Annotated in this window: 18 protein-coding genes and 1 tRNA gene; 12 read left to right on the top strand and 7 right to left on the bottom strand. The window is 60.9% G+C overall.

All coding sequences use genetic code 11. The features are described 5' to 3' along the window. Positions 1 to 16 precede the first annotated feature (16 nt). The 4 genes from ACROHD_RS17280 (at position 17) to ACROHD_RS17265 (ending at position 3,389) form a co-directional block, all read left to right on the top strand. Positions 17 to 340 carry a 2Fe-2S iron-sulfur cluster-binding protein gene (locus tag ACROHD_RS17280; RefSeq protein WP_432679634.1) on the top strand — a complete coding sequence of 108 codons (324 nt, stop codon included), beginning with the start codon at positions 17 to 19 and terminating at the stop codon, positions 338 to 340. Between the two features lie 110 nt (positions 341 to 450). Next, positions 451 to 1,485, top strand: coding sequence for a TRAP transporter substrate-binding protein (locus ACROHD_RS17275; protein ID WP_432679633.1), 1,035 nt, complete (start codon positions 451 to 453; stop codon positions 1,483 to 1,485). After that, on the top strand, positions 1,485 to 2,030 hold the full coding sequence (locus ACROHD_RS17270; protein WP_432679631.1) for a TRAP transporter small permease: 546 nt from the start codon (positions 1,485 to 1,487) through the stop codon (positions 2,028 to 2,030). The genes ACROHD_RS17275 and ACROHD_RS17270 overlap by 1 nt, the downstream gene beginning before the upstream one ends. 6 nt (positions 2,031 to 2,036) lie before the next feature. Then, positions 2,037 to 3,389, top strand: a complete 1,353-nt coding sequence (locus ACROHD_RS17265; protein WP_432679629.1) for a TRAP transporter large permease — start codon at positions 2,037 to 2,039, stop codon at positions 3,387 to 3,389. Between the two features lie 272 nt (positions 3,390 to 3,661). On the opposite strand, the gene ACROHD_RS17260 is transcribed toward ACROHD_RS17265, so the two are convergent. Further along, positions 3,662 to 3,735: transfer RNA gene (locus tag ACROHD_RS17260), tRNA-Cys, on the bottom strand. A gap of 171 nt (positions 3,736 to 3,906) precedes the next feature. On the opposite strand from ACROHD_RS17260, the gene ACROHD_RS17255 reads away from it, so the two are divergent. From ACROHD_RS17255 to ACROHD_RS17240, 4 genes are all read left to right on the top strand, one after another. Then, positions 3,907 to 4,560 (top strand): protein-L-isoaspartate O-methyltransferase family protein, encoded by a 654-nt coding sequence (locus ACROHD_RS17255; protein ID WP_432679627.1) that lies wholly within the window; start codon positions 3,907 to 3,909, stop codon positions 4,558 to 4,560. 49 nt (positions 4,561 to 4,609) lie between these two features. After that, positions 4,610 to 5,986 (top strand): TolC family outer membrane protein, encoded by a 1,377-nt coding sequence (locus ACROHD_RS17250; RefSeq protein WP_432679626.1) that lies wholly within the window; start codon positions 4,610 to 4,612, stop codon positions 5,984 to 5,986. A gap of 117 nt (positions 5,987 to 6,103) precedes the next feature. Beyond that, complete coding sequence (locus tag ACROHD_RS17245; RefSeq protein ID WP_432679625.1) at positions 6,104 to 7,306, top strand: hypothetical protein; 1,203 nt, start codon at positions 6,104 to 6,106, stop codon at positions 7,304 to 7,306. A gap of 47 nt (positions 7,307 to 7,353) precedes the next feature. Beyond that, entirely contained in the window at positions 7,354 to 8,178 is an 825-nt protein-coding gene (locus ACROHD_RS17240; protein WP_432679623.1) for a rhomboid family intramembrane serine protease, read from the top strand. A gap of 91 nt (positions 8,179 to 8,269) precedes the next feature. Here the strand turns inward: ACROHD_RS17240 and efp are convergent, their stop codons facing one another. Further along, complete coding sequence (efp, locus tag ACROHD_RS17235) at positions 8,270 to 8,833, bottom strand: elongation factor P (protein ID WP_432679622.1); 564 nt, start codon at positions 8,831 to 8,833, stop codon at positions 8,270 to 8,272. 214 nt (positions 8,834 to 9,047) lie between these two features. Here efp and ACROHD_RS17230 point away from each other — a divergent pair, with 214 nt between their 5' ends. Further along, positions 9,048 to 9,359, top strand: coding sequence for a DUF6280 family protein (locus ACROHD_RS17230; protein ID WP_071690647.1), 312 nt, complete (start codon positions 9,048 to 9,050; stop codon positions 9,357 to 9,359). A gap of 76 nt (positions 9,360 to 9,435) precedes the next feature. Here ACROHD_RS17230 and ACROHD_RS17225 read toward each other — a convergent pair whose 3' ends face one another. From ACROHD_RS17225 to ACROHD_RS17205, 5 genes are all read right to left on the bottom strand, one after another. Next, positions 9,436 to 9,717, bottom strand: a complete 282-nt coding sequence (locus ACROHD_RS17225) for a DUF2218 domain-containing protein (protein ID WP_432679621.1) — start codon at positions 9,715 to 9,717, stop codon at positions 9,436 to 9,438. 108 nt (positions 9,718 to 9,825) lie between these two features. After that, entirely contained in the window at positions 9,826 to 12,102 is a 2,277-nt protein-coding gene (locus tag ACROHD_RS17220; protein ID WP_432679620.1) for a TRAP transporter permease, read from the bottom strand. A gap of 106 nt (positions 12,103 to 12,208) precedes the next feature. Beyond that, positions 12,209 to 13,204, bottom strand: a complete 996-nt coding sequence (locus ACROHD_RS17215; protein WP_432679619.1) for a TAXI family TRAP transporter solute-binding subunit — start codon at positions 13,202 to 13,204, stop codon at positions 12,209 to 12,211. Positions 13,205 to 13,443: 239 nt separating this feature from the next. Then, entirely contained in the window at positions 13,444 to 14,790 is a 1,347-nt protein-coding gene (locus ACROHD_RS17210; RefSeq protein ID WP_432679618.1) for a sigma-54-dependent transcriptional regulator, read from the bottom strand. After that, on the bottom strand, positions 14,787 to 16,643 hold the full coding sequence (locus tag ACROHD_RS17205) for an ATP-binding protein (protein ID WP_432679617.1): 1,857 nt from the start codon (positions 16,641 to 16,643) through the stop codon (positions 14,787 to 14,789). The genes ACROHD_RS17210 and ACROHD_RS17205 overlap by 4 nt, the downstream gene beginning before the upstream one ends. Positions 16,644 to 16,751: 108 nt before the next feature. On the opposite strand from ACROHD_RS17205, the gene ACROHD_RS17200 reads away from it, so the two are divergent. The 3 genes from ACROHD_RS17200 to ACROHD_RS17190 all read left to right on the top strand — a co-directional run bounded on the left by ACROHD_RS17200 (position 16,752) and on the right by ACROHD_RS17190 (position 21,107). Beyond that, positions 16,752 to 18,185 carry an amidase gene (locus tag ACROHD_RS17200; protein ID WP_432679616.1) on the top strand — a complete coding sequence of 478 codons (1,434 nt, stop codon included), beginning with the start codon at positions 16,752 to 16,754 and terminating at the stop codon, positions 18,183 to 18,185. A gap of 67 nt (positions 18,186 to 18,252) precedes the next feature. Beyond that, positions 18,253 to 19,776 (top strand): malonate--CoA ligase, encoded by a 1,524-nt coding sequence (locus tag ACROHD_RS17195; protein WP_432679614.1) that lies wholly within the window; start codon positions 18,253 to 18,255, stop codon positions 19,774 to 19,776. Continuing rightward, positions 19,773 to 21,107 (top strand): CoA transferase, encoded by a 1,335-nt coding sequence (locus ACROHD_RS17190; protein WP_432679613.1) that lies wholly within the window; start codon positions 19,773 to 19,775, stop codon positions 21,105 to 21,107. Before ACROHD_RS17195 ends, ACROHD_RS17190 begins: the two co-directional genes overlap by 4 nt. Positions 21,108 to 21,164: the final 57 nt, after the last annotated feature.

Genomic DNA, 21,164 nt, shown 5'->3' with positions numbered 1-21,164 from the left:
CGGAGATCCCCGTCAGATGCCCAAGATCACTTTCCTGGCCCCGGATGGAACAGCCCAAACAGTCGATGCGCGCGTCGGTGACAGTGCCATGCAGACCGCGCTCGCCCATGGAGTTGATGGAATTACGGCTGAATGCGGAGGGGCGATGGCCTGTGCCACATGCCACGCCTATGTCGCGGAGGATTGGATGGAAAGGGTAGGGCCTGCGACCGGCATCGAAGCGGACATGCTGGAATTCGCGGCCTGCGAGGTCACCCCGGCAAGCCGCTTGTCTTGTCAGATACAGATATCGGAGGAGCTCGACGGGCTGGTGCTTCGCCTGCCAGAAACGCAGATCTAGGGCCGACAAGGCACCAAATGGGTGACAACGTCAAGAATTCGCGGTTGACTGAGCCGTGGACTTGCTGGCCCGGGCGAAAGCCTCCGCCAGCCACCAAAGGGAGGAAAGACATGAAGACTACAATCGCCATAGGGGCCATTGCTGCTGCCATGGGTTTGGCCAGTGCAGCCAGTGCCCAGGAACACACGTTCCGCCTACACCATCTTCTCAGCGCGCAGGCCCCGGCCCACACCCAGATGCTGGAACCCTGGGCCGCCCGCGTCGAGGAACTTTCTGGCGGACAGGTCGATATCGAGATCTTCCCGGCCATGACCCTCGGCGGTCGTCCGCCCGAACTGATCAGCCAGGCCCGCGATGGCGTGGTGGATCTGGTCTGGACGGTGAACGGCTATACGCCGGGTCTCTTTCCGAGAACCGAAGTGTTCGAACTGCCTTTCGTCTATGTAAACGATCCCGTCGCCACCAACCTCGCCATGTACGACATGTTCGAGAGCGATCTGCGTCAGGAGTATCAGGGCGTTGAGGTGATGTTCCTTCACGTCCATGCCGGTCAGGGCATCCACATGGTCGAGCGCGAGGTACGTAGCCCCGCCGACATGGAAGGTCTGCGGATGCGCATTCCGACCCGTACCGGGGCGTGGATCATCGAAGCGCTCGGCGCGACGCCTGTCGCCATGCCGGTGCCAGAACTGCCGCAGGCGCTGCAAACCGGTGTCGTGGATGGGGCCTTCATCCCCTGGGAGATCATCCCGCCGCTGCGCATTCAGGAACAGACCGAATACCAGATCGAAGGCGCTGACATGGCCCGCTTTGGCACCACGACGTTCCAGGTGTCGATGAATGCCGACCGCTGGAACAGCCTGCCCGAGGATATCCAGGCCGCCTTCCGCGAGGCATCCAACCGCGAATGGTGGGGTCAAGTGGGCGAGATCTGGCGCGCGTCGGATGACTTCGGCATCAACATGGCCGTGAATGCGGGCAACACCCATGTCACCCTTACCGAAGACGAAACCGCCGCTTTCCAGGCGGCGCTTGAGCCGGTTGTCGATCGATGGATCGAGGAAGTGGGCGGCATGGGCATCGACGGTGCCGCACTGGTGGAACAGGCCCGCGCCGCCATCGCCGCCAACGCATCCGATATGTAATGGAGGCCGTTGCCCAACATACCCGTCGTACCGGCTGGACCGGTACGGCGGAAACCGTGATCACCACCTGGGCCATCCTGGGTGGGTTCATGGTGGTGGCTGTCGTGTTGATGAATGTGTGGTCGGTCGTCAGCGCGCTTGACGTTTGGACAGCCATTTTCCCCGAGACGAACATCACCTTTCAGGGCGATTTCGAGCTGACCCAGATGGGGATCGCGATCGCGGCCTTTGCCTTTTTGCCTTACTGCCAGATTTCCGGCGCCAACGTGACCGCCGATATCTTCACCTCGCGCGCTTCGCCCTTGTGGATCTCGATCTTCACGCTTGTCGCGTCGGTCGTGGCGCTTATTTTCGGGCTCTTGCTGCTTTACGCCATGTATGGCGGGATGCTTAGCCAGCGCCAGTACAACTACACAACCGCCATCTTGCAGGTGCCCATCTGGTGGGCCTATCTGCCCTGTCTTCTGTCGCTGGTCCTGCTGGCCGTGGCCTCTGTCATCACACTTATCGAATACCTCGGCAAAACCGCCCGGGGCGGGGCCTGATACAACATGCTTGATCCCATCACTCTCGGGCTGATCAGCCTTGTCGCGCTGATCGTCCTGATCGCCCTTCGGATGCCGATTGCCTATGCCATGATCCTCGTTGGTGGTGTCGGAACGGTCATTATGAACGGGCCGTTCACGGTCCTCAATCAGCTCAAGACGCTGGCTTATGGGCAGTTCTCGAATTACGGGCTTTCGGTGGTGCCTATGTTCGTGCTGATGGGGGCGATTGCCAGTCGGGTTGGCCTGTCAAAGGCTTTGTTCAGGGGTGCGAATGCGTGGCTGGGGTGGGCCCCTGGCGGGACTGCCATGGCTGCCATCGCAGGCTGTGCGGGGTTCGGGGCAGTATCGGGCTCGTCGCTGGCCACGGCTTCGACCATGGGTCGCATCGCGTTGCCGGAACTCAAACGCTTCAACTACTCCGGGTCGCTGGCCACCGGGTCACTTGCTGCAGGTGGCGTGCTTGGCATTCTCATTCCGCCCTCGGTCGTTCTGATCATCTATTCAATCATCGTCGAGGCCAATATCGTAACCATGTTCATGGCTGCGATGATCCCTGGCATCATGGCGGTGTTCTTCTTTCTGATCACCATCCTGATCTACGTTCTGATCTGGCCCGAGGCAGGCCCAAAGGGGGGCGCGGCGGACCGGGCAGAATTCATTGCAGCAACCGTGGGCGTGCTGCCCGTGGTCCTGATCTTCGCCCTTGTTCTGGGGGGGATCTATGGCGGCTTTTACAACCCCACCCCCGGCGCGGCCATGGGCGTGTTTCTGGTAGCGGTCTATGGCCTTGCCAGGCGCAGCCTGTCATGGGCCGACATGATCGTCAGCCTGAAGGAAACCGCCCAGACCACCGGCATGATCTACCTGATCCTTCTGGGCGCGGAACTTATGAAGATCTTCATGTCCCGCATCCGGATGCCGCAAGCCACGGCAGAGTGGATTTCCGCGTCTGGCCTTGAACCGATGACCGTGCTTGTACTGCTTCTGATCGCGCTGGTGCTGCTAGGGTGCCTGATGGACTCTCTGTCAATGATCCTGCTGGTCATCCCGTTTTTCTGGCCGGTTCTAGTGGAACTCAACGGGGGGCTTTATGCCTTTGGTGAAAATACGGGCTATGGGATGAGCACCGAAGACCTGAAGATCTGGTTCGGGATCTTAGCACTCATTGTGGTCGAGTTGGGTTTGATTACGCCGCCCGTGGGGATGAACGTGTTCGTCATCTCGGCATTGGCGAAAGACACGCCGATGATCGACACGTTCAAGGGGGTCATGCCCTTCTTCGGGGCCGAGATCATTCGGGTTGTGGTTCTGATCATGTTCCCGGCCTTGGTGTTGTGGTTGCCATCCGTTCTTTGACGCTTTGGGCAGAGACCGAGATAAGCTAAAGGTGCCACAATCCAGAAGTCGCGCAGCAGGTTCGCACTCCAGAACAACATGTTAAACGTAGCGGTTTTTTTGGGGGGGGGCAGACGGTTTCTCTGTCGATCCTATCGAACAGAGGCCGGGGTAGAACGCACCATAAAAGCGTTGCTCGTGACCCCAACAAACACCCGCGAAGAAAAGGGCAAAACGAGACTGATCTTGCCAGCCGGCTGTCAGTTTTTTCTGATTGGGATCTGAGGAAAAAGTGGAGGCGAGTACCGGAATCGAACCGGTGTACACGGATTTGCAATCCGCTGCGTCACCACTCCGCCAACTCGCCGCCGATGGTGTGGGCGCGTTTTGCCCCATTCGCGGGGTTTGTGCAAGCGGCTCTTTGCGGTAATTCTGCACCGGCCCCCCATGTCCCGCACGTTGCGCGGCGGCTTGTCCGTTGCCCCTGCTGGCCTGCTGTGGCAAGAGGGGCGAAACAACAAGCTTCCCGGGTTCGAACATGCAAGATTTTGCCACCCTCCGCACCGTGATGGTTGACACTCAGGTCCGCCCGCAGGACGTGACGAAGTTCAATATTATCGAAGCCATGCTGACCGTCGCGCGCGAGGCGTATTTGCCCGAAGCGTTGCGTCACGTGGCTTATATGGGTGAGAACGTTACGCTGGATGGCGGTCGTGTCGTCCTGGAGCCGCGTACTCAGGGCAAAATGCTGGACGCGCTGAATGTCGAACAGCATGAACTGGTTCTCGACCTCGGATGTGCCCTTGGCTATTCCGCCGCGGTTCTGGCGCATCTGGCCGAGGCTGTCGTTGCGGTTGAAGAGATTGAGGGCATGGCCGAGGACGCACAGTCCACGCTTAGCGAACAAGGCGTCGACAATGTCGCCGTGATCGAGGGCGCATTGGCCGAGGGTAGTGCCAAACATGGCCCCTATGACGTGATTTGCATCGAAGGCGGGGTTGAGGAAGTTCCCGCCGCCCTGACCGATCAGCTCAAGGAAGGTGGCCGCATCGCGGCGATTTTTATGGACGGCCCTCTTGGAGAATGTCGGATCGGACACAAATTGGATGGGAAGATGAACTGGCGCATGGCGTTTAACGCAACGGCACCCGTTCTTCCCGGCTTCACAAAGCAGTCGGGTTTCGTTTTATAAAAGGTATCCCCGGATTTTCCCACCGGGGCGTGACTGGGGGATAGAACAAATGCGTGTGACGATCCTGAGACATCTGGCGGCCACGGCCATTGCGGTTGGTGCCGCGCTGTTCCCCCATGCAGCTGATGCAGACGGATTGTCTGACGCCTTGGCAGATGCCTACCGAAACTCCGACCTGCTGGAACAGAACCGTTATCTATTGCGCCTTCAGGACGAGAGCGTTGCACAGCAGGTTGCTGGACTGCGGCCGGTTCTGTCCTTCGTGGCGTCGTCGCAATGGGATGTGCCGGCCGATATTCAGACTGACCGCCTAAGCCTTGTGGCGTCGATGCTGGTCTATGATGGTGGCGGGCGCCGTCTGGCGCGCGATGCCGCGCAGGAAACGGTTCTGGCCACGCGTCAGGCCTTGGTGAATCTCGAACAGCGGGTGCTGCTTGATGCGGTCACGGCCTACATGCAGGTGTGGCGAGATATGCAGGTGGTGCAGGTTCGCGAAAGCAATGTGCGGGTGATCACCCAACAGCTGCGCGCGTCCGAGGATCGGTTTGAGGTTGGCGAAGCAACCCGCACCGACGTCGCTCAGGCCGAAGCGCAACTGGCGCAAGCACGCGGGGCGCTTGTCGCCGCGCAGGGCGCGCTGATGATCGACCGGGAGCTTTTTGAGATTGCAGTAGGGCGCAGCCCGAACGGTCTGACCGGACCTGGCGGGTTCCCGTCGTTGCCAAGTTCCGAAGACGAGGCTGCTTCCATCGCCCGCGTATCGCACCCGTCTATCCTGGCGCTTCAGCACGAAGTGCGCGCGGATGAGCTGACGCTTGCTGCTGCCCGCACAGATTATGGCCCCGAGGTTAGCGTAACCGCCTCGACCGGGTTCGACCCCGCGCCATCTGCAAATGGCCCCGGCTCCACGCGTCTGTCCATTGAACTGACTCAGCCGCTTTATGCAGGCGGCCGTTTGGCGTCGGCTGAACGGATCGCACTGGCCACGTTGCATGCGACGCAAGCTGAGCTGAACTATGCCACGCGCACCGTTCTTCAGGGAATCGGCAATGCCTATGCGCAGATTCGCATTGCGTCGGCTTCGATCCAAGCCTCGCAGCAGCAGATCCGCGCCAGCCAGCTGGCCTTCCGGGGCGTTCAGGAAGAGGCATCTCTCGGTGCCCGTACCACACTTGATGTCCTCGATGCGGAACAGGATCTATTGGAGGCTCGCATCGGCCTGATCGAGGCGCAAACCTCGCTTTACACGGCAAGTTACGGTCTTTTGGCCGCCATGGGCCTTTTGACCGTTGAACATCTGGGGCTGGACGTGCCGGAATATGACCCGACCGAATACTACAACGCGGTCAGCGGGGCGCCGATGCGGCCGATCTCTCGTCAGGGTCAGCAGCTGGACGCCGTTCTGGACCGCTTAGGGCGCGACTGATCCTTCATTACGCGCAAGTTTAGCTATCCATTGCCCGAACGGCCCGCTGAGTCTATCCTGCCGGGAAAACAAACTCTTGTGCCCCGGGGCAGGTGCGGCAAAAGCGGAGTGGTGCTTATGGCAGATGCGGCTAAATCCGATGAGATCGAGGATGTTCTGTCCTCTATCCGGAGACTTGTATCCGAACATCAACCGCCTGCACGATCCGAACCCGTTCGTGCGCGCGATGCGGAACAGCCCGCGTCTTTGCAGGAGCCAGCTCCAGAAACCGCTGAAAGCGCCAGCAACCGATTGCTACTGACCCCTGCATTGCGTGTCACCGATCCTGAAGACCCTTGGGTGCCGATCATACCCCGCGCCGAAGAGGATGAGACGCCAGAGGTGTCCGTCGACGAGGCGGCAGATCTGGCGGAAATCGATCGGGATGAGGGGGCTGATTGGGCGAAAGAGCTTTGGGCAGAAGAGAGCACAGACGATCAACCGGCACCTGGCGCGGCTGAAAATCATTCTCCCGATCCCCAATTGCAGGCCGACCAGTGGGAAGCGAGTGATCCAACATCACCGGATCCACAGGCATCCCCGTCGGTGGATGCGTTGACCGATCCGATGGACGTAACCGAAGCGCTGTTGCAGGAGGTTTCGGAAGCGGCATCTGCCGAGGCTGAGGAAGCGGCTGACTCTGAAGCAGACTATGCGGACGTGCCGCTTTCGTTCATTCGAAGCACCTCTAGTGTCAGCGACTACGAGCCCGATGAAGACAATGTCGCAATGGGCAATGATGATCTGCCCATGCCGACCCTGGAACTGGCCGAAGCCCGCGCTGCCCATGCGGAGCCGACTGAAGCCGCGCCACGCGTCAGGGTGGAGATCGTTCGTGCGCATGCTGACAGCAAGGAACAACCGGATCTGGCAGAAGACACCCATGCGGTGCAGGGCCTGGACGACGACATTTCCGCAGACATCGCGCAGCAGCTTGCATCAGACCTAAGCAGCGTCTTGCATTCCGAAGCCGAAGCCGAAGCCGAAGCCGAAGCCGAAGCCGAAGCCGAAACGGTCGTAACCGATTTCCTTGCCTCTGACCCGGAAGAGCCAGAGCTTTCCCCCGATGGGTCACAGGATGTCGAGGATTTGGGAGAAAGCCCGTTCACCTTCCCCGATGACAGCGAAGGGTTCGTGGATGAAGAAGCGCTGCGAGAGATTATTGCAGAGGTCGTCCGGGAGGAGCTTCAGGGCGACATGGGTGTTCGCATCACCCGCAATGTGCGCAAGCTTGTGAGACGTGAAATTCGTTTGGCTCTGGCCGCGCGGGATGTCGAATAGCACCGCAGCCTCTTGACCTTGTGGCGTGACGGGAGAATCTGGATCTCATGTTTCCAATACGTGACCACAACCCGTCCGATCGCACCCCATTCATTACCTGGGCCCTGATCGCGATCAACGTCGTGGTGTTTCTGAGCTACTTTCCAGGCATCGGTGGTCAGGAACGGCTATTGATGGCCTTCTACATGGATTGGGCATTGGTCCCGGCCGAAGCTTCGCAAGGGCTGGAACTGCACACGATCATCACCTCGATGTTCTTGCATGGGGGCTGGATGCATATCATCGGCAATATGCTGTTCCTCTACATCTTCGGTGACAATCTGGAGGATCAGCTGGGGCATCTGGGCTATCTACTGTTCTATCTCGCCAGTGGCGTCGCAGCGGCCTTTGCACAGATGGCGGCGGACCCGTCTTCGACGGTGCCCATGGTCGGTGCGTCGGGTGCGATTGCCGGGGTGATGGGCGGGTACCTGCTGCTGTTTCCCAGGGCGCGGGTGGATGTGGCTCTGATCATCTTCGTGATCATCAAAGTCATCACCGTGCCCGCCTGGTTGATGTTGGGCCTATGGTTCGGCCTGCAACTGGTCAATGGCGCCGCGTCAGAGGCAGCTGGCGGCGGTGTGGCCTATTGGGCTCATGCCGGCGGCTTTGTCGCCGGGGTTGTGCTTGTGCTGCCCGTGTGGCTTCGCAGGGGCGGACCGGGCTTCTGGCGGCACAATCACGGCCTGCCACCTCATGCAGAACGCTTCAGCGAGCCGCCCGCGGCAGGGGCCCAACCTGCCCGCTACGATGACGCACCGGCCAGCACAAAGGTTCCACGGGCAGGGCAGCGCCGGGTCGATCGCCAATCCCCCTGGGGCGGCTCTCGCTAAACGTATACCGCCCGATCCCTCGACAGGAACCGGGCGGCAAGAATTTTGCAAAATTCTTGGAAGATCCTTCAAGGATCTTCGTCGCGCCTCGTCAAGCGCGTTCGGAATATTCCATGGTTTCGGTATTCACGACGATCATCTCGTCCTGACCGACGAAGGGCGGAACCATGACCTTGACGCCGTTATCGAGGATCGCGGGTTTGAAGCTGTTGGCCGCCGTCTGGCCTTTCACAACCGGCTCAGTCTCGACAATCTTGCAGGTCACTTTCTGCGGCACGGTGGCGTTTAGCGCCTCGGCCTCGTGGAACTCCACGACGATGGTCATGCCGTCTTGCAGGAACGGACGGCGATCTCCAAGCAAATCGGCCGGCAGCTCGATCTGTTCGTAGGTTTCGGTATCCATGAACACCAGCATCCCGTCGGTTTCATACAGAAACTGCTGGTCTTTCTGTTCCAGCCGCACCCGTTCCACCTTGTCGGCGCTGCGGAAGCGTTCGTTCAGTTTCGATCCATTGCGCAGGTTGCGCATTTCGACCTGGGCGAAGGCGCCGCCCTTTCCGGGCTTCACATGGTCCACTTTCACGGCAGCCCACAGGCCACCATTGTGTTCCAGCACATTTCCCGGGCGAATTTCGTTGCCGTTGATCTTGGGCATGAGTCTTTTCCGTGGCGAAAGGTTGAGAAAATCTTGGCAAATCCTATATCTGCCCATGACTGGGGTGGCAATACACCTGAAATAGAGGGGATTGTGGACTATGTATGCAATACGTGCATACCTAGTATGCAGAAATTACACACCCGAATCGCCCATACTATGGGCATAAGGGACGCCACGCCGGAAATGCAAGAGCAATAAAAAGGACGACGAAATGAGAGATTTCGTTGATGGAACGGCATTCAATCACGAACAGGGCCAGCGGTCCCGCAAGCTGTTTGCGGCCGTGGTCCTTGCCGCTTTGGATGACGCCATCGCTGATGATAAGAAATATGGTAATGGCCCCGAGCAAATCGCCCGGTGGGCCCGGTCCCGTGATGGGCGCGAGGTTCTGTCTTGCGCTGGTATCGACCCGAACGAACGTGTGGTCGATGGCCTGATGGCATTCGTTGCCAACGGGGTGCGGACCTCTGTCGCTCTGTCTCGTGAGGAAAGCGAGCGCCGGAACCAGGCCGAAGCGGCCTGATATCCAACCACTTAGCTGCCCACGAAAAGGCGCGCCCCTTGGGGCGCGTTTTTCTTTTGAGAGCTGCTCGGCCGGGTCACGCCCACATCATCTTTTCAAACCCTTCACGAAAGGCGAAACGCTCCAAGTGCTTGTCGATCACATGCCGCCCGCGATCGGCATCATTGGCGTCGGAAAGGTCCAGCGTAACCGTTAGCCGTTCGCGCGTTGCCTCAAGGTGCGCCGTGGCGAAATCGAAGCTGACCCTTCCGGTCGTATCGTCAAAGCTGACCTCTCGTTTGTGGCCGAAATGCTTGCACAGCTGTTGCAGATATTTGGATGCGTGGGGCGTGTCGAAATGGCCGGTAATCTGGGGCATGATCAATTCCTGTCTGATTTTGTCGGATATTAGTCTTGCCCTTCTTAATAAAACAAGAGGCCGCCCCGCAGGGCGACCTCCTTATTCATGCACAACACTGGCAAGGGCTCAGTCAGCGCCCCGCACATCGAAACTCGTGTCGGGTGATGGGTGGAAGACCTTCTGTACGAAGAAGATCGCCACAGCCGCACCGACGCCGATGATGTCAGAGACCAAGCCACCCTCGATCATGAAGAGCGCGGCGACCACCAGACCCACCCGCAGGAACCAGGCAGTGCGCCCGCCCATGAACCAGCCCTGCATCCCGCAGGACAGCAGGAACACGCCTACTGTTGCGGTCAAAGCTGCCCGGATCACTTCGAACCACGTCCCGTCCATCAGGATGGCCGAGTTGTAGAAGAACATGAAGGGCACCACGAAGGCAGAGATCCCGATCTTGAACGACGCCACGGATGTCTCCATCGGGTTTGACCCCGATATCCCTGCCGCAGCGTAACTGGCCAGCGCCACGGGGGGCGTGATGGCCGACACAACGGCAAAGTAGAAGACGAAGAAATGCGCCGTCAGTTGCGGAATGCCGAGGTTCACAAGGCCCGGCGCAACGACCGAAGCTGCAACTGCATATGCCGCCGTGGTGGGCATACCCATGCCAAGCAGGATGGCGATGCACATGGCGAAGAACAGCGCCAGAAGCTGCGAGGCTGCGGCGATATCCAGCAGCATCGAGGAGAAGCGCGCACCGACGCCGGTCAAGCTGATGACGCCCACGATGATGCCTGCACAGGCACAGACCGCGATGATCTGGATCGACATGACCCCCGCGAGCTCGAACGCATGAAGGATCGAGCGCAACCCCATGCGATTGGGCGTCAGCCAGCTGACGACAGCCGCTGCCACGGTGGCCAGGGTGCCCGCCCGGATGACTGAGTAGCCATAGAACAGGGCCACGATCAGTATGATGATCGGAATGAACAGATAGACCTGACGGATCATCTTGTTCAACTTCGGCAGTTCATCCTCGCGCATACCGCGCATACCCAGCTTGGCAGCCTCCAGATCGACCATGAAATAGATCGACGCGAAGTAGAGGATCGCAGGGATGATCGCGGCGATGGCGATCTCCTGGTAGGGGATACCGGTGATCTCTGCCATGATGAAGGCACCGGCGCCCATGATCGGCGGCATGATCTGGCCACCGGTTGACGCCGCAGCCTCGATCGCGCCAGCGGTCTTCTTGTGATAGCCCACCTTCTTCATCAGCGGGATCGTCAGCGAGCCGGTGGCGACCACATTGCCCGCCGAGGTGCCGTTGATCATGCCCATCAGGCCCGATGCGAAGATTGCCACCTTAGCGGGACCACCCCGTGCACGTCCGGCGGCTGCGAAGGCGAAGTTAACGAAGTAGTCACCCACTTTCGACGCCTGAAGGAAGGCTGCGAAGATGATGAAGAGGATGATATAGGTCGAGCTGACAGCCGTGGTCGGCCCAAGGATGCCTGCATCCGAATAGACATGGCCGAAGAAGCGCTGCCAGGTATAGGGCGTCTGCACGGCCAGGATGCCAGGCAGCAGATGCGCGGTGAAGGTGTAGGTCAGGAACACCCCGGTGATGATCACGAGGGCCAGACCGGCCACGCGGCGTGTCAGTTCCATGATCAGCGCCGTGCCCGCCGTTGCGGCAAAGGCTACACCGATCGGCACGAAGGGTGTGCCGACAGAGTTACGCGCAGCGGTGCCATAGATCGCCACAAGATAGATGGCGACGACCAGCCCGCAGGCAGCCAGAACGATATCGGACGTGGCAAAGCGGTCACGCGGGGCGTTTTCGAACCAACCCATAACGATTGCGCCCAAGGTCGCGATCAGCAGCGGCAGGCCGAACCAATAGATTTCCTGTGCGTAGATCTCGGCGCCAGCCGGGATTTGCGGGCTGGAAATCCAGACCGTCAGGCCACCCATCTGTTGCAGGGTGCCGGAGCTGATCAGGATGCTGAAACCGACGGCGGTATAGCCCGCGACGGCAACGGGCAGCAGCAGGAGGAACCCAGCTTTTGACAGAAGTGGCGTCGCAGCGCGTTCTTCATCCTGAAACAGCCGTGCGGAAAACAGAAGGAAGCCCAAAATCACAGCGCCCGCGATATGGACGATGCGGAAGTTCCAGGTTTCCAGCGGGAATTGCGGAAGCAGCGGGATCTCGATCCCGGTCCAGTCGCTGATGGACACACCATTCAGCGCCAGCATGTGGAAGGCGGCATAGAGCGTCGCCAGTGTGGCCAATACGATGGCGGATGCGCCGCCAAAGATCCGCCGGTTCCGTTCAATCGGCTCTTCATCCACGCCTTCCGCGAGAATGATGTCCTCGTCTTGTGCAGTTTGACTTGTCATTGTCCCCTCCGCTCCGCCCGGGGAGAGATATCAGGCGGATCCCGGTTTGAAAAATGCCGCGCCCGGGAAAGGGGCGCGGCACAGGTTGTCAGGCCTTAGGCCGCGATTACATATCGCCGTGGATCATGTCGGCGGGGATCTCCGCACCGGCATGTTCGGTGAACCACTGGGCGGCACCGGGGTGCCACATCAGAACACCGTTGCGGTCCCAGTTCTCGGGCAGGGTGGAGCGAGCAGCGCGGTGGATGTTCACCATACGCTCGTTGTCCGACATCACCACATCGACGACGGCATAGACGAAGCTGGCCGGCAGGTCGCAGTTGGCGATGGCGAAGTTCCACATGGACACGGACCGCGCATCGTTTTCCAGCGTGGTGTAGGTGTCGGCTGCAATGTTGAACTGGCTGACCGGGAAGGCTTCCATGATGGTGGCCTGCTCTTCCTCGGTGAACTCGATGATGTTCACGTCGGTCTGTACTTCCAGCTGGCTAACGGCCGGAACCGGAACGCCGGCTGCAAAGGCGATCACGTCAAGCAGGCCGTCCTGAAGCTGGCCACCAAGATCGGACCAGCCACCATTGCGGCGCTCGAAGTCCACGCCAAGCGTTTCCATCATGCGCGGGAAGTAGGTGTCCGAGGTGGAACCTGCGGGGCCGAAGCCGATGCGCGCACCTGCCGGAATGTCCGAGATGGACGCAATGCCCGACGATGCCAGAGCGGTCACAGAGAACGGCGTCTGGTACATCGGGAACATGGCGCAAGCGTTGGTCATCGGCAGGCCGGGAGCGATCGGGTTGGTGCCTTGCAGCGATTCAGCCGCCGGACCCATGGTGGTCATGCCGAACTGGGCTTCGCCGGTGTGCACGAGCGCCATGTTCTGCATCGGGCCGCCGGTGACTTCGCCGCCGCCGGTGATACCCAGTTCTTCTGCCACAAGGTTGGCCCAGCCAGAACCGTAGGCGAAGTAGGTGCCGCCCTGAGACGCGGTGCCAACGGTGAAGCTTTCCGGCCAGCCTTCGCGGTCCATGTGCCCGTCAGCGAAAGCGACGGTGGTGGTCAGCGCAGTGGTCAGCGCGAACGCCGTGACTTTGGTGAATTTCATTGTGAATTGTCCTCCGGTTCGTGCCGGTTCTCTACCGGCTTTGTTCGAATGAAGCCTCCTCTCCATCCGAGGCCCTCAAGCGGGCCGTGCGCCGCAACTAAGGGTCTGGGTTGGCCATGCGTTCAACCTGCGTGGGTCATGAAAATCACTGGAAGCATTAGAAAAGCAGGTGGATGGGTCGGAAGGGTGACAAAAGGGCGTCAGGCATGTCCCCGGATCGACCCATTGCCGGGGGTGGGTCAGTCTTCCTCGGTGAATGCGCCGCGCGAAAGACCGTATTTCTGCATCTTCTCGTAGAGCGCTTTGCGGCTCAGCCCAAGTGATTCATAGGTGTCTTTGAGGCTGCCACAATGGGCTGTCAGGCTGGCGGCTATCAGGGATTTCTCGTGTTCAGCCATTCTGTCCGCCAGACTGCACCCCGAAGAATTTGGTGCCGGCGTCCCCCCGATATCCAGGTCGAGCCCCAAGGCAAAGCGATCTGCCGCATTGCGCAACTCGCGTACATTACCCGTCCATTTGCGGGCCGCGACAGCGGTCAGGACAGCTCCGGGGATCTGCGGTATCGGCAGCTTGTAACGGGCGGCTGCCTCTGCGACCAGATGGGTGAAGAGACGTGGAATATCCTCGCGCCGGTCTTCAAGATCGGGGATGCGCAAGGTCACGACATTCAACCGGTAGAGCAGATCCGGACGGAAGGTTCCGGCGGCGGCCTCTGCCTCCAGATCCTGCTTGGACGCCGCAATTATTCGGATGTCCAGCGCGACAGGGTCATTGGAGCCAAGCCGCGTTACCGTTCGGTTCTGGACCGCGGTCAACAGCTTGGCCTGAACTGTCTGGCTCATGGCGTCAATCTCATCGAGGAAGACCGTGCCGCCACGCGCATGTTCGAATTTGCCAAACCTTGCGCGGGTTGCGCCGGGAAAGGCCCCGGCCTCGTGGCCAAACAGCTCGCTTTCAATAAGATCGGCGGGCAGAGCGGCACAGTTGATATGGACGAAAGGCTTGCCGTCCCGGGCACTGGCGCGGTGGATTGCGCGGGCCGCGACCTCTTTTCCTGTCCCGGTCGCGCCCTGGATCAGCACGTCCGCCTCGGTTGCAGCGATGGCACGGACCTGGGCGCGCAGCTTTGTCATCACCTCTGATCGGCCGGTCAATCGCGCCTCGATCGTATCGCGTGCACCCACCTGGCGGCGCAGGGCCCGGTTTTCCAGTGTCAGTCGCCGTTTGTCCAGCGCCCGGCGCACCGTCGTTACCAATCGTGACGGTGCATATGGCTTTTCAAGAAAGTCGTAAGCCCCGTCGCGCATCGACTGAACCGCAAGATCGACATCCCCATGCCCGGTGACAAGGATCACAGGAAATTCCGGGTCAATCTCCAGCGCTTTTCCCATCAATGTCAGCCCGTCCATGCCGGGCATTCGGATATCGGTGACCAGAATTCCCGAATAATCGCGCGCGACATGGGACAGCGCGGTTGCCGCATCGGAAAAACAGGTCACATCCAGATCTTCCAGATGCAGCGTCTGTTCTGCCGCCAGACGCAGGTGATCCTCATCGTCGACGAATAAAATAGTTTCGCGGGTCATTGTGCAGCCACCGCCTGCTGATCGGGGGCCTGGGCCAAATCAACGACGAACACGGCCCCTCCTTCGGGATGGTTGCGGGCGGCCAAGGTGCCTCCAAAATCTCGCACGATATTGTAGGATATCGACAGTCCAAGGCCCAGGCCCTTGCCAGGGCTCTTGGTGGTGAAAAACGGATCGAAGAGGTGTGTCAGGGTTTCCTCGGTCAGGCCAGGGCCTCGATCCCAGACTTCGACCCGCTGCCTGGACCCGTCGCTCAGGATGGCAATTTCGATCTCGGGCTGTTCCAAGGTTTCCATCGCGTCCAGTGCATTGGACAGAAGATTCACAAGGACCTGTTGCAGCCGCACACGTCCACCCATCACCATGATTTCTTGCGCAGGTGGGTCATAGTGCACCGTCGCCCCTGCAGCGTTCAGCTTGGGGGCCATCAGGTCAAGCGCATCGCCCAATACCGCCACCAATGGGATCGGTCCGATCTTCTCTTGCGGGCGCCGCGCGAAATTGCGCAGATGCTTGGAGATGGACGCCATGCGGTCGGCCATCTGGGAAATCAGCCCGACATTTTTGCGTGCGTCCTCTGGCCGGTCTCGGTCCAGGAACGTGGCTGCGTTTTCCGCATAAGCCTTCACAGCGGCGAGCGGCTGGTTGAATTCGTGGCTGAGTGCTGCCGACATCTGGCCAAGCGCCGCCAGCTTCCCCGCCTGAACCAGCTCCGTCTGAGTCTGCCGCAAGCGTAGTTCGGTCGCGCGGCGTTCTTCCACCTCTTGCACAAGTTGCGCATTGGCGAAGTTAAGATCGGCGGTGCGTTCTGCAACTCGCCGTTCCAGCTGTTCGCGGTGCTGGCGCTGTTGGTCCAGCCGTTCGACCAGCCGGGCGCGCCGTTGTAGGAACAAGACGGCGACCAGCCCGGCAAAGAGGAATATGAGGACGATCAGTGCCAGGGTCTGGCGGGCTTGCAAAAGGGCCGGTCCTGTTGGTGTCAGCACCGACACACGCCAGCCCACAGCGGCAATCAGCCCTGTATTGGTAACGAATTCTTCGCGGCCGTCGGTGCCGGTGACGGTCAGCAGGTCATGACCCGGGACCAGATCGCGCCGTTCTGTCTGCAGCAGCTGCAATTGATCCAGCGGGTATTGCCGCGTGGCGACAATGGTTTCCAAAGCGGGTTCTGGGATCGGTCCAAGACTGTTGAAATGCCAATCAGTGCGGTCGGAGAGGAAAATCACATTGCTGGAATCGGTCACGACGATGGTGTTGGGGCTATCGCGCCAGGCGGCCTCGAACTCATCCAATAGAATCTTGACGGCAACCACGCCCACAATCTCGGTGCCATCCAGAACCGGCGCGGCAAAATAGTAGCCTCGTTGGCCTGATGTGGTGCCAAGCGCATGAAACCTGCCGCGCCCCTCGGACAGGGCGCTGCTGAAATAGGGGCGGTAGTCAAAGCGCCGCCCTACGAAAGACGTCTCGCGCCGGTAATTGCTGGATGCGACGGTAAGCCCGGTCGTGTCCATCAACCAGATATCGGCGACGTTGAGTGTCAGGGCGGTCTGGCGAAGCTGTTCGTTTCCATAAGGCACCAGCCCCTGGTTGTCGGGATCCCGCAGGATACTGATCAGGATAGGTCGTTCCGCCAGAAGGCGGGGCAACACGTCGGTCCGGTTCAGGGCGCTGCGCAGAGATTCGGTGGCCAGTCTGAGCGTCGCCTCCTCGCGCACGGCGGCTTGCATCAGGAAATACCGTTCCAGCCGCGGCATGGCGGCAAGGCTGAGCCCAATGGCCAGCGCTACGATCACAAGCAGTGATCGCAGGGCAGGCGAGCTGCCAAAGCTTCTGGTAAGGCGACGTCCCATGGGGCGTGATTATGGGGCGCTGCGCAGGGATTGCCTAGGGCCTGCGTCATCGCGGTTTCATTTGGCCAGCGCATGGATCATGCTGTTCCAAATGCAGGGGATCAAAGCATGACAGACGCGGTGTTCACGGGGCCTCAGATCTGCGCCAAAGAGGCGCATGAAGTGGTGGCGATGCTAAAGGCGGGTGAGGTCAGCCGGTCAGAGCTGATCGACGCGGCCCTGACCCGGATCGCGGAGGTGGAACCGGCGGTCAACGCTACCGTGACGCTGTGCGAGGACCGGGCGCGCGAAGCGGTTATGGATCTTGCGGAGGCTGATCATCCCGGCTGGCTGGCGGGCCTTCCCATCGGTATCAAAGATCTCAGCCCGGTTGCGGGTGTCCGAACCACTTGGGGCTCGCTTGGGTTCAGGGATTTCGTGCCAGAGGAGAGCCACCCTCTGGTCGAGCGCCTGGAATCACGAGGCGGCGTGGTTCTGGGCAAGACAAACACACCGGAAATGGGGGCAGGGGCCAATACCTTTAACGAGGTCTTTGGCAGAACCCGTAATCCCTGGGACATTTCTCGCAATGCGGGCGGCAGTTCCGGTGGTGCAGCTGTATCGCTGGCGACGGGTGAGTTCTGGCTCTCGCATGGGTCTGATCTTGCAGGCAGCCTGCGCACGCCCGCGGCCTTCTGCGGCGTCGTGGGATTCCGCCCCAGCCCCGGTCTGGTCAGCCCCGGCCCGGCGGGCAACCGGTTCCACCCAGAGGCGGTGCAGGGTCCAATGGCACGATCCGTCCGCGATTGCGCGCTGTTTCTCGACGCTATGTCCGGGTTCGACCCCACCTGGGCGATCTCCTTCCCGCCGCCCGAAGAGTCCTACCAGCAGACAGTCTTGCGCGCCGACGAAAAGGTCCGCATTGCCTTCGCCCCAACGCTTGGCGGCTTCGCTGGATGTTCGCCCGAGGTCGAGGGATACTTGCGTCGCGCGCTGGAGCTCGTGGCCCGCGCCGGTGGCGTGGTGGAGGAAGACTGCCCCGATCTGCCCGGCCTTGACCATGCGTATCGCACCCTGCGTGGATTGCTTTGGGCGAGCGGAACGGGACGAGCGCCGGAGCATATCCAAAAGCATTTCAAACCGACACTGGCACAGAATATTCAGCAGGGCCGGGATCTGACGATTGACGACGTGATTGATGCGCAACTGGCGAAATCCGACCTCTTCGACCGGATGACAGGTTTCCTTGCCCATTTTGACGTGTTGGCTTGCCCGGTCGTAGGGTTGATGCCCGGCCCAGTGGAAGAGGAATACCCGCGCGAAATCGACGGGGAACCGCTAAGCGACTATATCGACTGGCTGAAATTCTCCTTCCTGTCAGCCACGACCGGATTGCCGTCGGTCTCCGTCCCTGTAGGCCTGTCCGACAATAGCTTGCCGGTCGGCATCCAGCTGATCGGGTCGCATCGGGGCGAGGCGCGGCTCTTGCAGGTGGCAAGGGCAGTCGAAATGGCTTGCGGCGGCCCGCTCGGACCTATTGATCCGGTTGTCCGCGATGGCTGAGCCTCTTGCGGGGCAGGGGCGTTTCGCGGCATCTGCTCGATGAGAAGACGAAGAAGGATGAGGCCTCATGTATGACAGCAATTTCCTCGCGAACCGGTTGCGCCGCGCATCGGCGGGCAAAGAGGCTCGAACCTTCCTGACACACGCATCGGATGGGCGGAGCGTCAGCTATGGCGCGTTCTTCCAAAATGCCGAGCGCATGGCCTCTGCGCTGCGCCACATGGGTGTGCAGCCCGGTGATCGGGTCGCCGTGCAGGCACCCAAGACGCAGGAAATGCTGGAGCTGTATGTGGGTTGCGTACTTGCAGGCGCGGTGTTCCTCCCGCTCAACACGGCCTATACGCCCGCCGAAGTTCGTTATTTCCTTGGTGACGCAGCCCCGGCGCTGTTCGTCTGCGATCCGGCCAAACAGGAGGCACTGGCCCCGGTGGCTCAGGACTGCGGGGTCGCGCATGTCCGCACCATCGCCACCGATGGTTCCGGCAGCCTGCGAGAGGCACGAGACGCCGAGGTGCCCGGCTTTGACCCGGTGCCACGGGGTGCGCTGGACCTTGCGGCGATCCTATATACCTCGGGCACAACGGGCCGTTCCAAAGGGGCGATGCTGACACACAGGGCGCTTGCCTCCAACTCTGAAACCTTGCGCGATTACTGGCGGTTCACCGATCAGGACGTACTGATCCACGCGCTGCCGATCTTCCACACCCACGGCCTTTTCGTGGCCACCAATGTGACGCTGATGGCGGGCGGCTCTTGCATCTTTCTGCCGGGCTTTGACGCGGATGCCATCATGGCGGCAATGCCCAAGGCCACTGCCTTGATGGGGGTGCCGACCTTTTACACGAGGCTGTTGCAGCAAGATGGGCTGGCCGAGTCTGCGAAGGACATGCGGCTGTTCGTGTCGGGCTCTGCTCCGCTGTTGGCAGAGACCCATGACCGCTGGCGCGCTGTGACAGGTCATGCGATCCTTGAACGCTACGGCATGACCGAAACCAATATGAACACCTCCAACCCCTATGATGGCGACCGCCGGGCGGGCACCGTTGGCTTTCCGTTGCCGGGGGTGGAGCTTAAGATTTGCGACCCCGAAACCGGCACAGAGATGGCGCAGGGTGAAATCGGGGTGCTGGAAGTGCGCGGTGACAATGTCTTTGCAGGCTATTGGCAGATGCCGGAGAAGACGGCAGAGGAACTGCGCGAGGATGGTTTCTTCATCACCGGTGATCTGGGAAAGATCGACGATGATGGCTATGTCCATATCGTTGGCCGCGCGAAGGATCTGATCATTTCTGGCGGGTTCAACGTCTATCCCAAAGAGGTCGAGGCACTGATTGACGATCTGTCAGGGGTTCTGGAAAGTGCCGTGATCGGCGTGCCGCATCCTGACTTTGGCGAAGCTGTAGTCGCAGTCGTGGTGGCACAGCCTGGCGCAGAGATCACCAAGGCGGGGGTGAAGGCGGCCATCGCCGGGGAACTGGCGAAATTCAAACAGCCCAAGCAGGTGATCGTGCTGCCGGAACTGCCGCGAAACACGATGGGCAAGGTCCAGAAAGTGGCCTTGCGGGCGGAATATTCGGGGCTGTTTCAATGAAAGAGATTTCGCAAGCGCTGGGATTGCCGGGGGCGTGGACGGAGACCGGGCAGGGCAGTTTGCCATCGTGTTTTGCGGTCAGCGATCTGGCCTCGGCATCGGTGGCATCCGTTGGAGAGGGGATTGCCACCTTGCGTGCTGCGCTTGGCGAAACGCCAGCGGAGGTGACGGTGGACAGGCGGCTGGCCTCGCTGTGGTTTTCGTTTTCGATTGCGCCGCAGGGTTGGGACTTGCCGCCTGCTTGGGACGACCTTGCCGGGGATTACCGCGCGGCAGATGGCTGGATCAAGCTGCACACCAATGCGCCGCACCACCGGGCAGCGGCGATCCGGGCATTGAAGTGTGCCGAAACACGGGAAGACGTGGCGCGCGCCGTATCTGCATGGAAGGCGGCGGACCTGGAAGCAGCCGTCGTGACAGAGGGTGGCGTCGCGGCAGAGATGCGCAGCCTTGCAGAATGGGCGAAACATCCGCAAAGCAAGGCGGTTGCTGCTGAGCCTTTGGTCACATGGGACACGCCACGCGCTGGCAAGATCCGCGATTGGGGCGGCACGCCGGAGCGGCCCTTGCAGGGGCTGCGGGTGCTGGATCTGACGCGCATTCTGGCTGGCCCTGTCGCCACCCGCGCGCTGGCGGGTTACGGGGCCGACGTGCTGCGCATTGATCCGGTCGATTGGGAGGAGCCGAGCCTTGCTCCCGACGTGGCCCTTGGCAAACGCTGCGCTCGGCTGGACCTGCGCAGTCCCGAAGGACGGGCGCAGTTTGCACAGCTGCTTGCAGGGGCGGATCTGTTCGTCAACGGATATCGGCCGGATGCGTTGGAGCGATTGGGACTTGGGGCCGCGTGGCGGGCAGAGGTTGCACCGCAGCTTATGGAAGTCAGGCTTTGCGCCTATGGCTGGACAGGCCCCTGGGCGCAGCGCAGGGGCTATGACAGCCTGGTGCAGATGTCGGCAGGACTTGCGGCGGAAGGCATGGGATGGTCGGGGGCGGAAAATCCGGCGCCGCTGCCGGTTCAGGCGCTGGACCACGCAACAGGATATCTGATGGCCGCGGCGGCTCTGACGGCGCTGCGGGACGCGGTTGCCGGGAAGGGGATCATGAATGCACGCTTGTCACTGGCCAGAACGGCGGCTCTGCTGGCCTGTTATCCGGCTGATGACCGGGCGGCATTCGCGCCTGCGGGCAAGGCGGATTTTGGGGCCTATCTGGAACAGACGCCTTGGGGGCCAGCGCGTCGCTTGGCCCCGCCCGTCAGCGTAACGGGTGCGCCGATGTCCTGGGACAGGCCCGCCTGCAATCTGGGAAGCTCCCCACCGGTTTGGGTCTAGCATCGGGCACCAGGGGCCGCAGGCGGACGCCCCGCCCACCCAAGATCGGAAGAGCAC

It is taken from the genome of Nioella aestuarii, assembly GCF_050896395.1.
In the GTDB taxonomy this organism is placed as follows: domain Bacteria; phylum Pseudomonadota; class Alphaproteobacteria; order Rhodobacterales; family Rhodobacteraceae; genus Nioella; species Nioella aestuarii.
Note: the sequence above shows the minus strand (reverse complement) of the source record. Positions and strands in the feature narration are given on the sequence as shown.

Coding starts and splice junctions, on each gene's coding strand:
- ACROHD_RS17255 (WP_432679627.1), top strand. CDS start 3,907: ATGCAAGATTTTGCCACCCTCCGCACCGTGATGGTTGACACTCAGGTC.
- ACROHD_RS17270 (WP_432679631.1), top strand. CDS start 1,485: ATGGAGGCCGTTGCCCAACATACCCGTCGTACCGGCTGGACCGGTACG.
- ACROHD_RS17230 (WP_071690647.1), top strand. CDS start 9,048: ATGAGAGATTTCGTTGATGGAACGGCATTCAATCACGAACAGGGCCAG.
- ACROHD_RS17280 (WP_432679634.1), top strand. CDS start 17: ATGCCCAAGATCACTTTCCTGGCCCCGGATGGAACAGCCCAAACAGTC.
- ACROHD_RS17195 (WP_432679614.1), top strand. CDS start 18,253: ATGTATGACAGCAATTTCCTCGCGAACCGGTTGCGCCGCGCATCGGCG.
- efp (WP_432679622.1), bottom strand. CDS start 8,833: ATGCCCAAGATCAACGGCAACGAAATTCGCCCGGGAAATGTGCTGGAA.
- ACROHD_RS17220 (WP_432679620.1), bottom strand. CDS start 12,102: ATGACAAGTCAAACTGCACAAGACGAGGACATCATTCTCGCGGAAGGC.
- ACROHD_RS17240 (WP_432679623.1), top strand. CDS start 7,354: ATGTTTCCAATACGTGACCACAACCCGTCCGATCGCACCCCATTCATT.
- ACROHD_RS17225 (WP_432679621.1), bottom strand. CDS start 9,717: ATGCCCCAGATTACCGGCCATTTCGACACGCCCCACGCATCCAAATAT.
- ACROHD_RS17210 (WP_432679618.1), bottom strand. CDS start 14,790: ATGACCCGCGAAACTATTTTATTCGTCGACGATGAGGATCACCTGCGT.
- ACROHD_RS17265 (WP_432679629.1), top strand. CDS start 2,037: ATGCTTGATCCCATCACTCTCGGGCTGATCAGCCTTGTCGCGCTGATC.
- ACROHD_RS17200 (WP_432679616.1), top strand. CDS start 16,752: ATGACAGACGCGGTGTTCACGGGGCCTCAGATCTGCGCCAAAGAGGCG.
- ACROHD_RS17190 (WP_432679613.1), top strand. CDS start 19,773: ATGAAAGAGATTTCGCAAGCGCTGGGATTGCCGGGGGCGTGGACGGAG.
- ACROHD_RS17245 (WP_432679625.1), top strand. CDS start 6,104: ATGGCAGATGCGGCTAAATCCGATGAGATCGAGGATGTTCTGTCCTCT.
- ACROHD_RS17250 (WP_432679626.1), top strand. CDS start 4,610: ATGCGTGTGACGATCCTGAGACATCTGGCGGCCACGGCCATTGCGGTT.
- ACROHD_RS17275 (WP_432679633.1), top strand. CDS start 451: ATGAAGACTACAATCGCCATAGGGGCCATTGCTGCTGCCATGGGTTTG.
- ACROHD_RS17205 (WP_432679617.1), bottom strand. CDS start 16,643: ATGGGACGTCGCCTTACCAGAAGCTTTGGCAGCTCGCCTGCCCTGCGA.
- ACROHD_RS17215 (WP_432679619.1), bottom strand. CDS start 13,204: ATGAAATTCACCAAAGTCACGGCGTTCGCGCTGACCACTGCGCTGACC.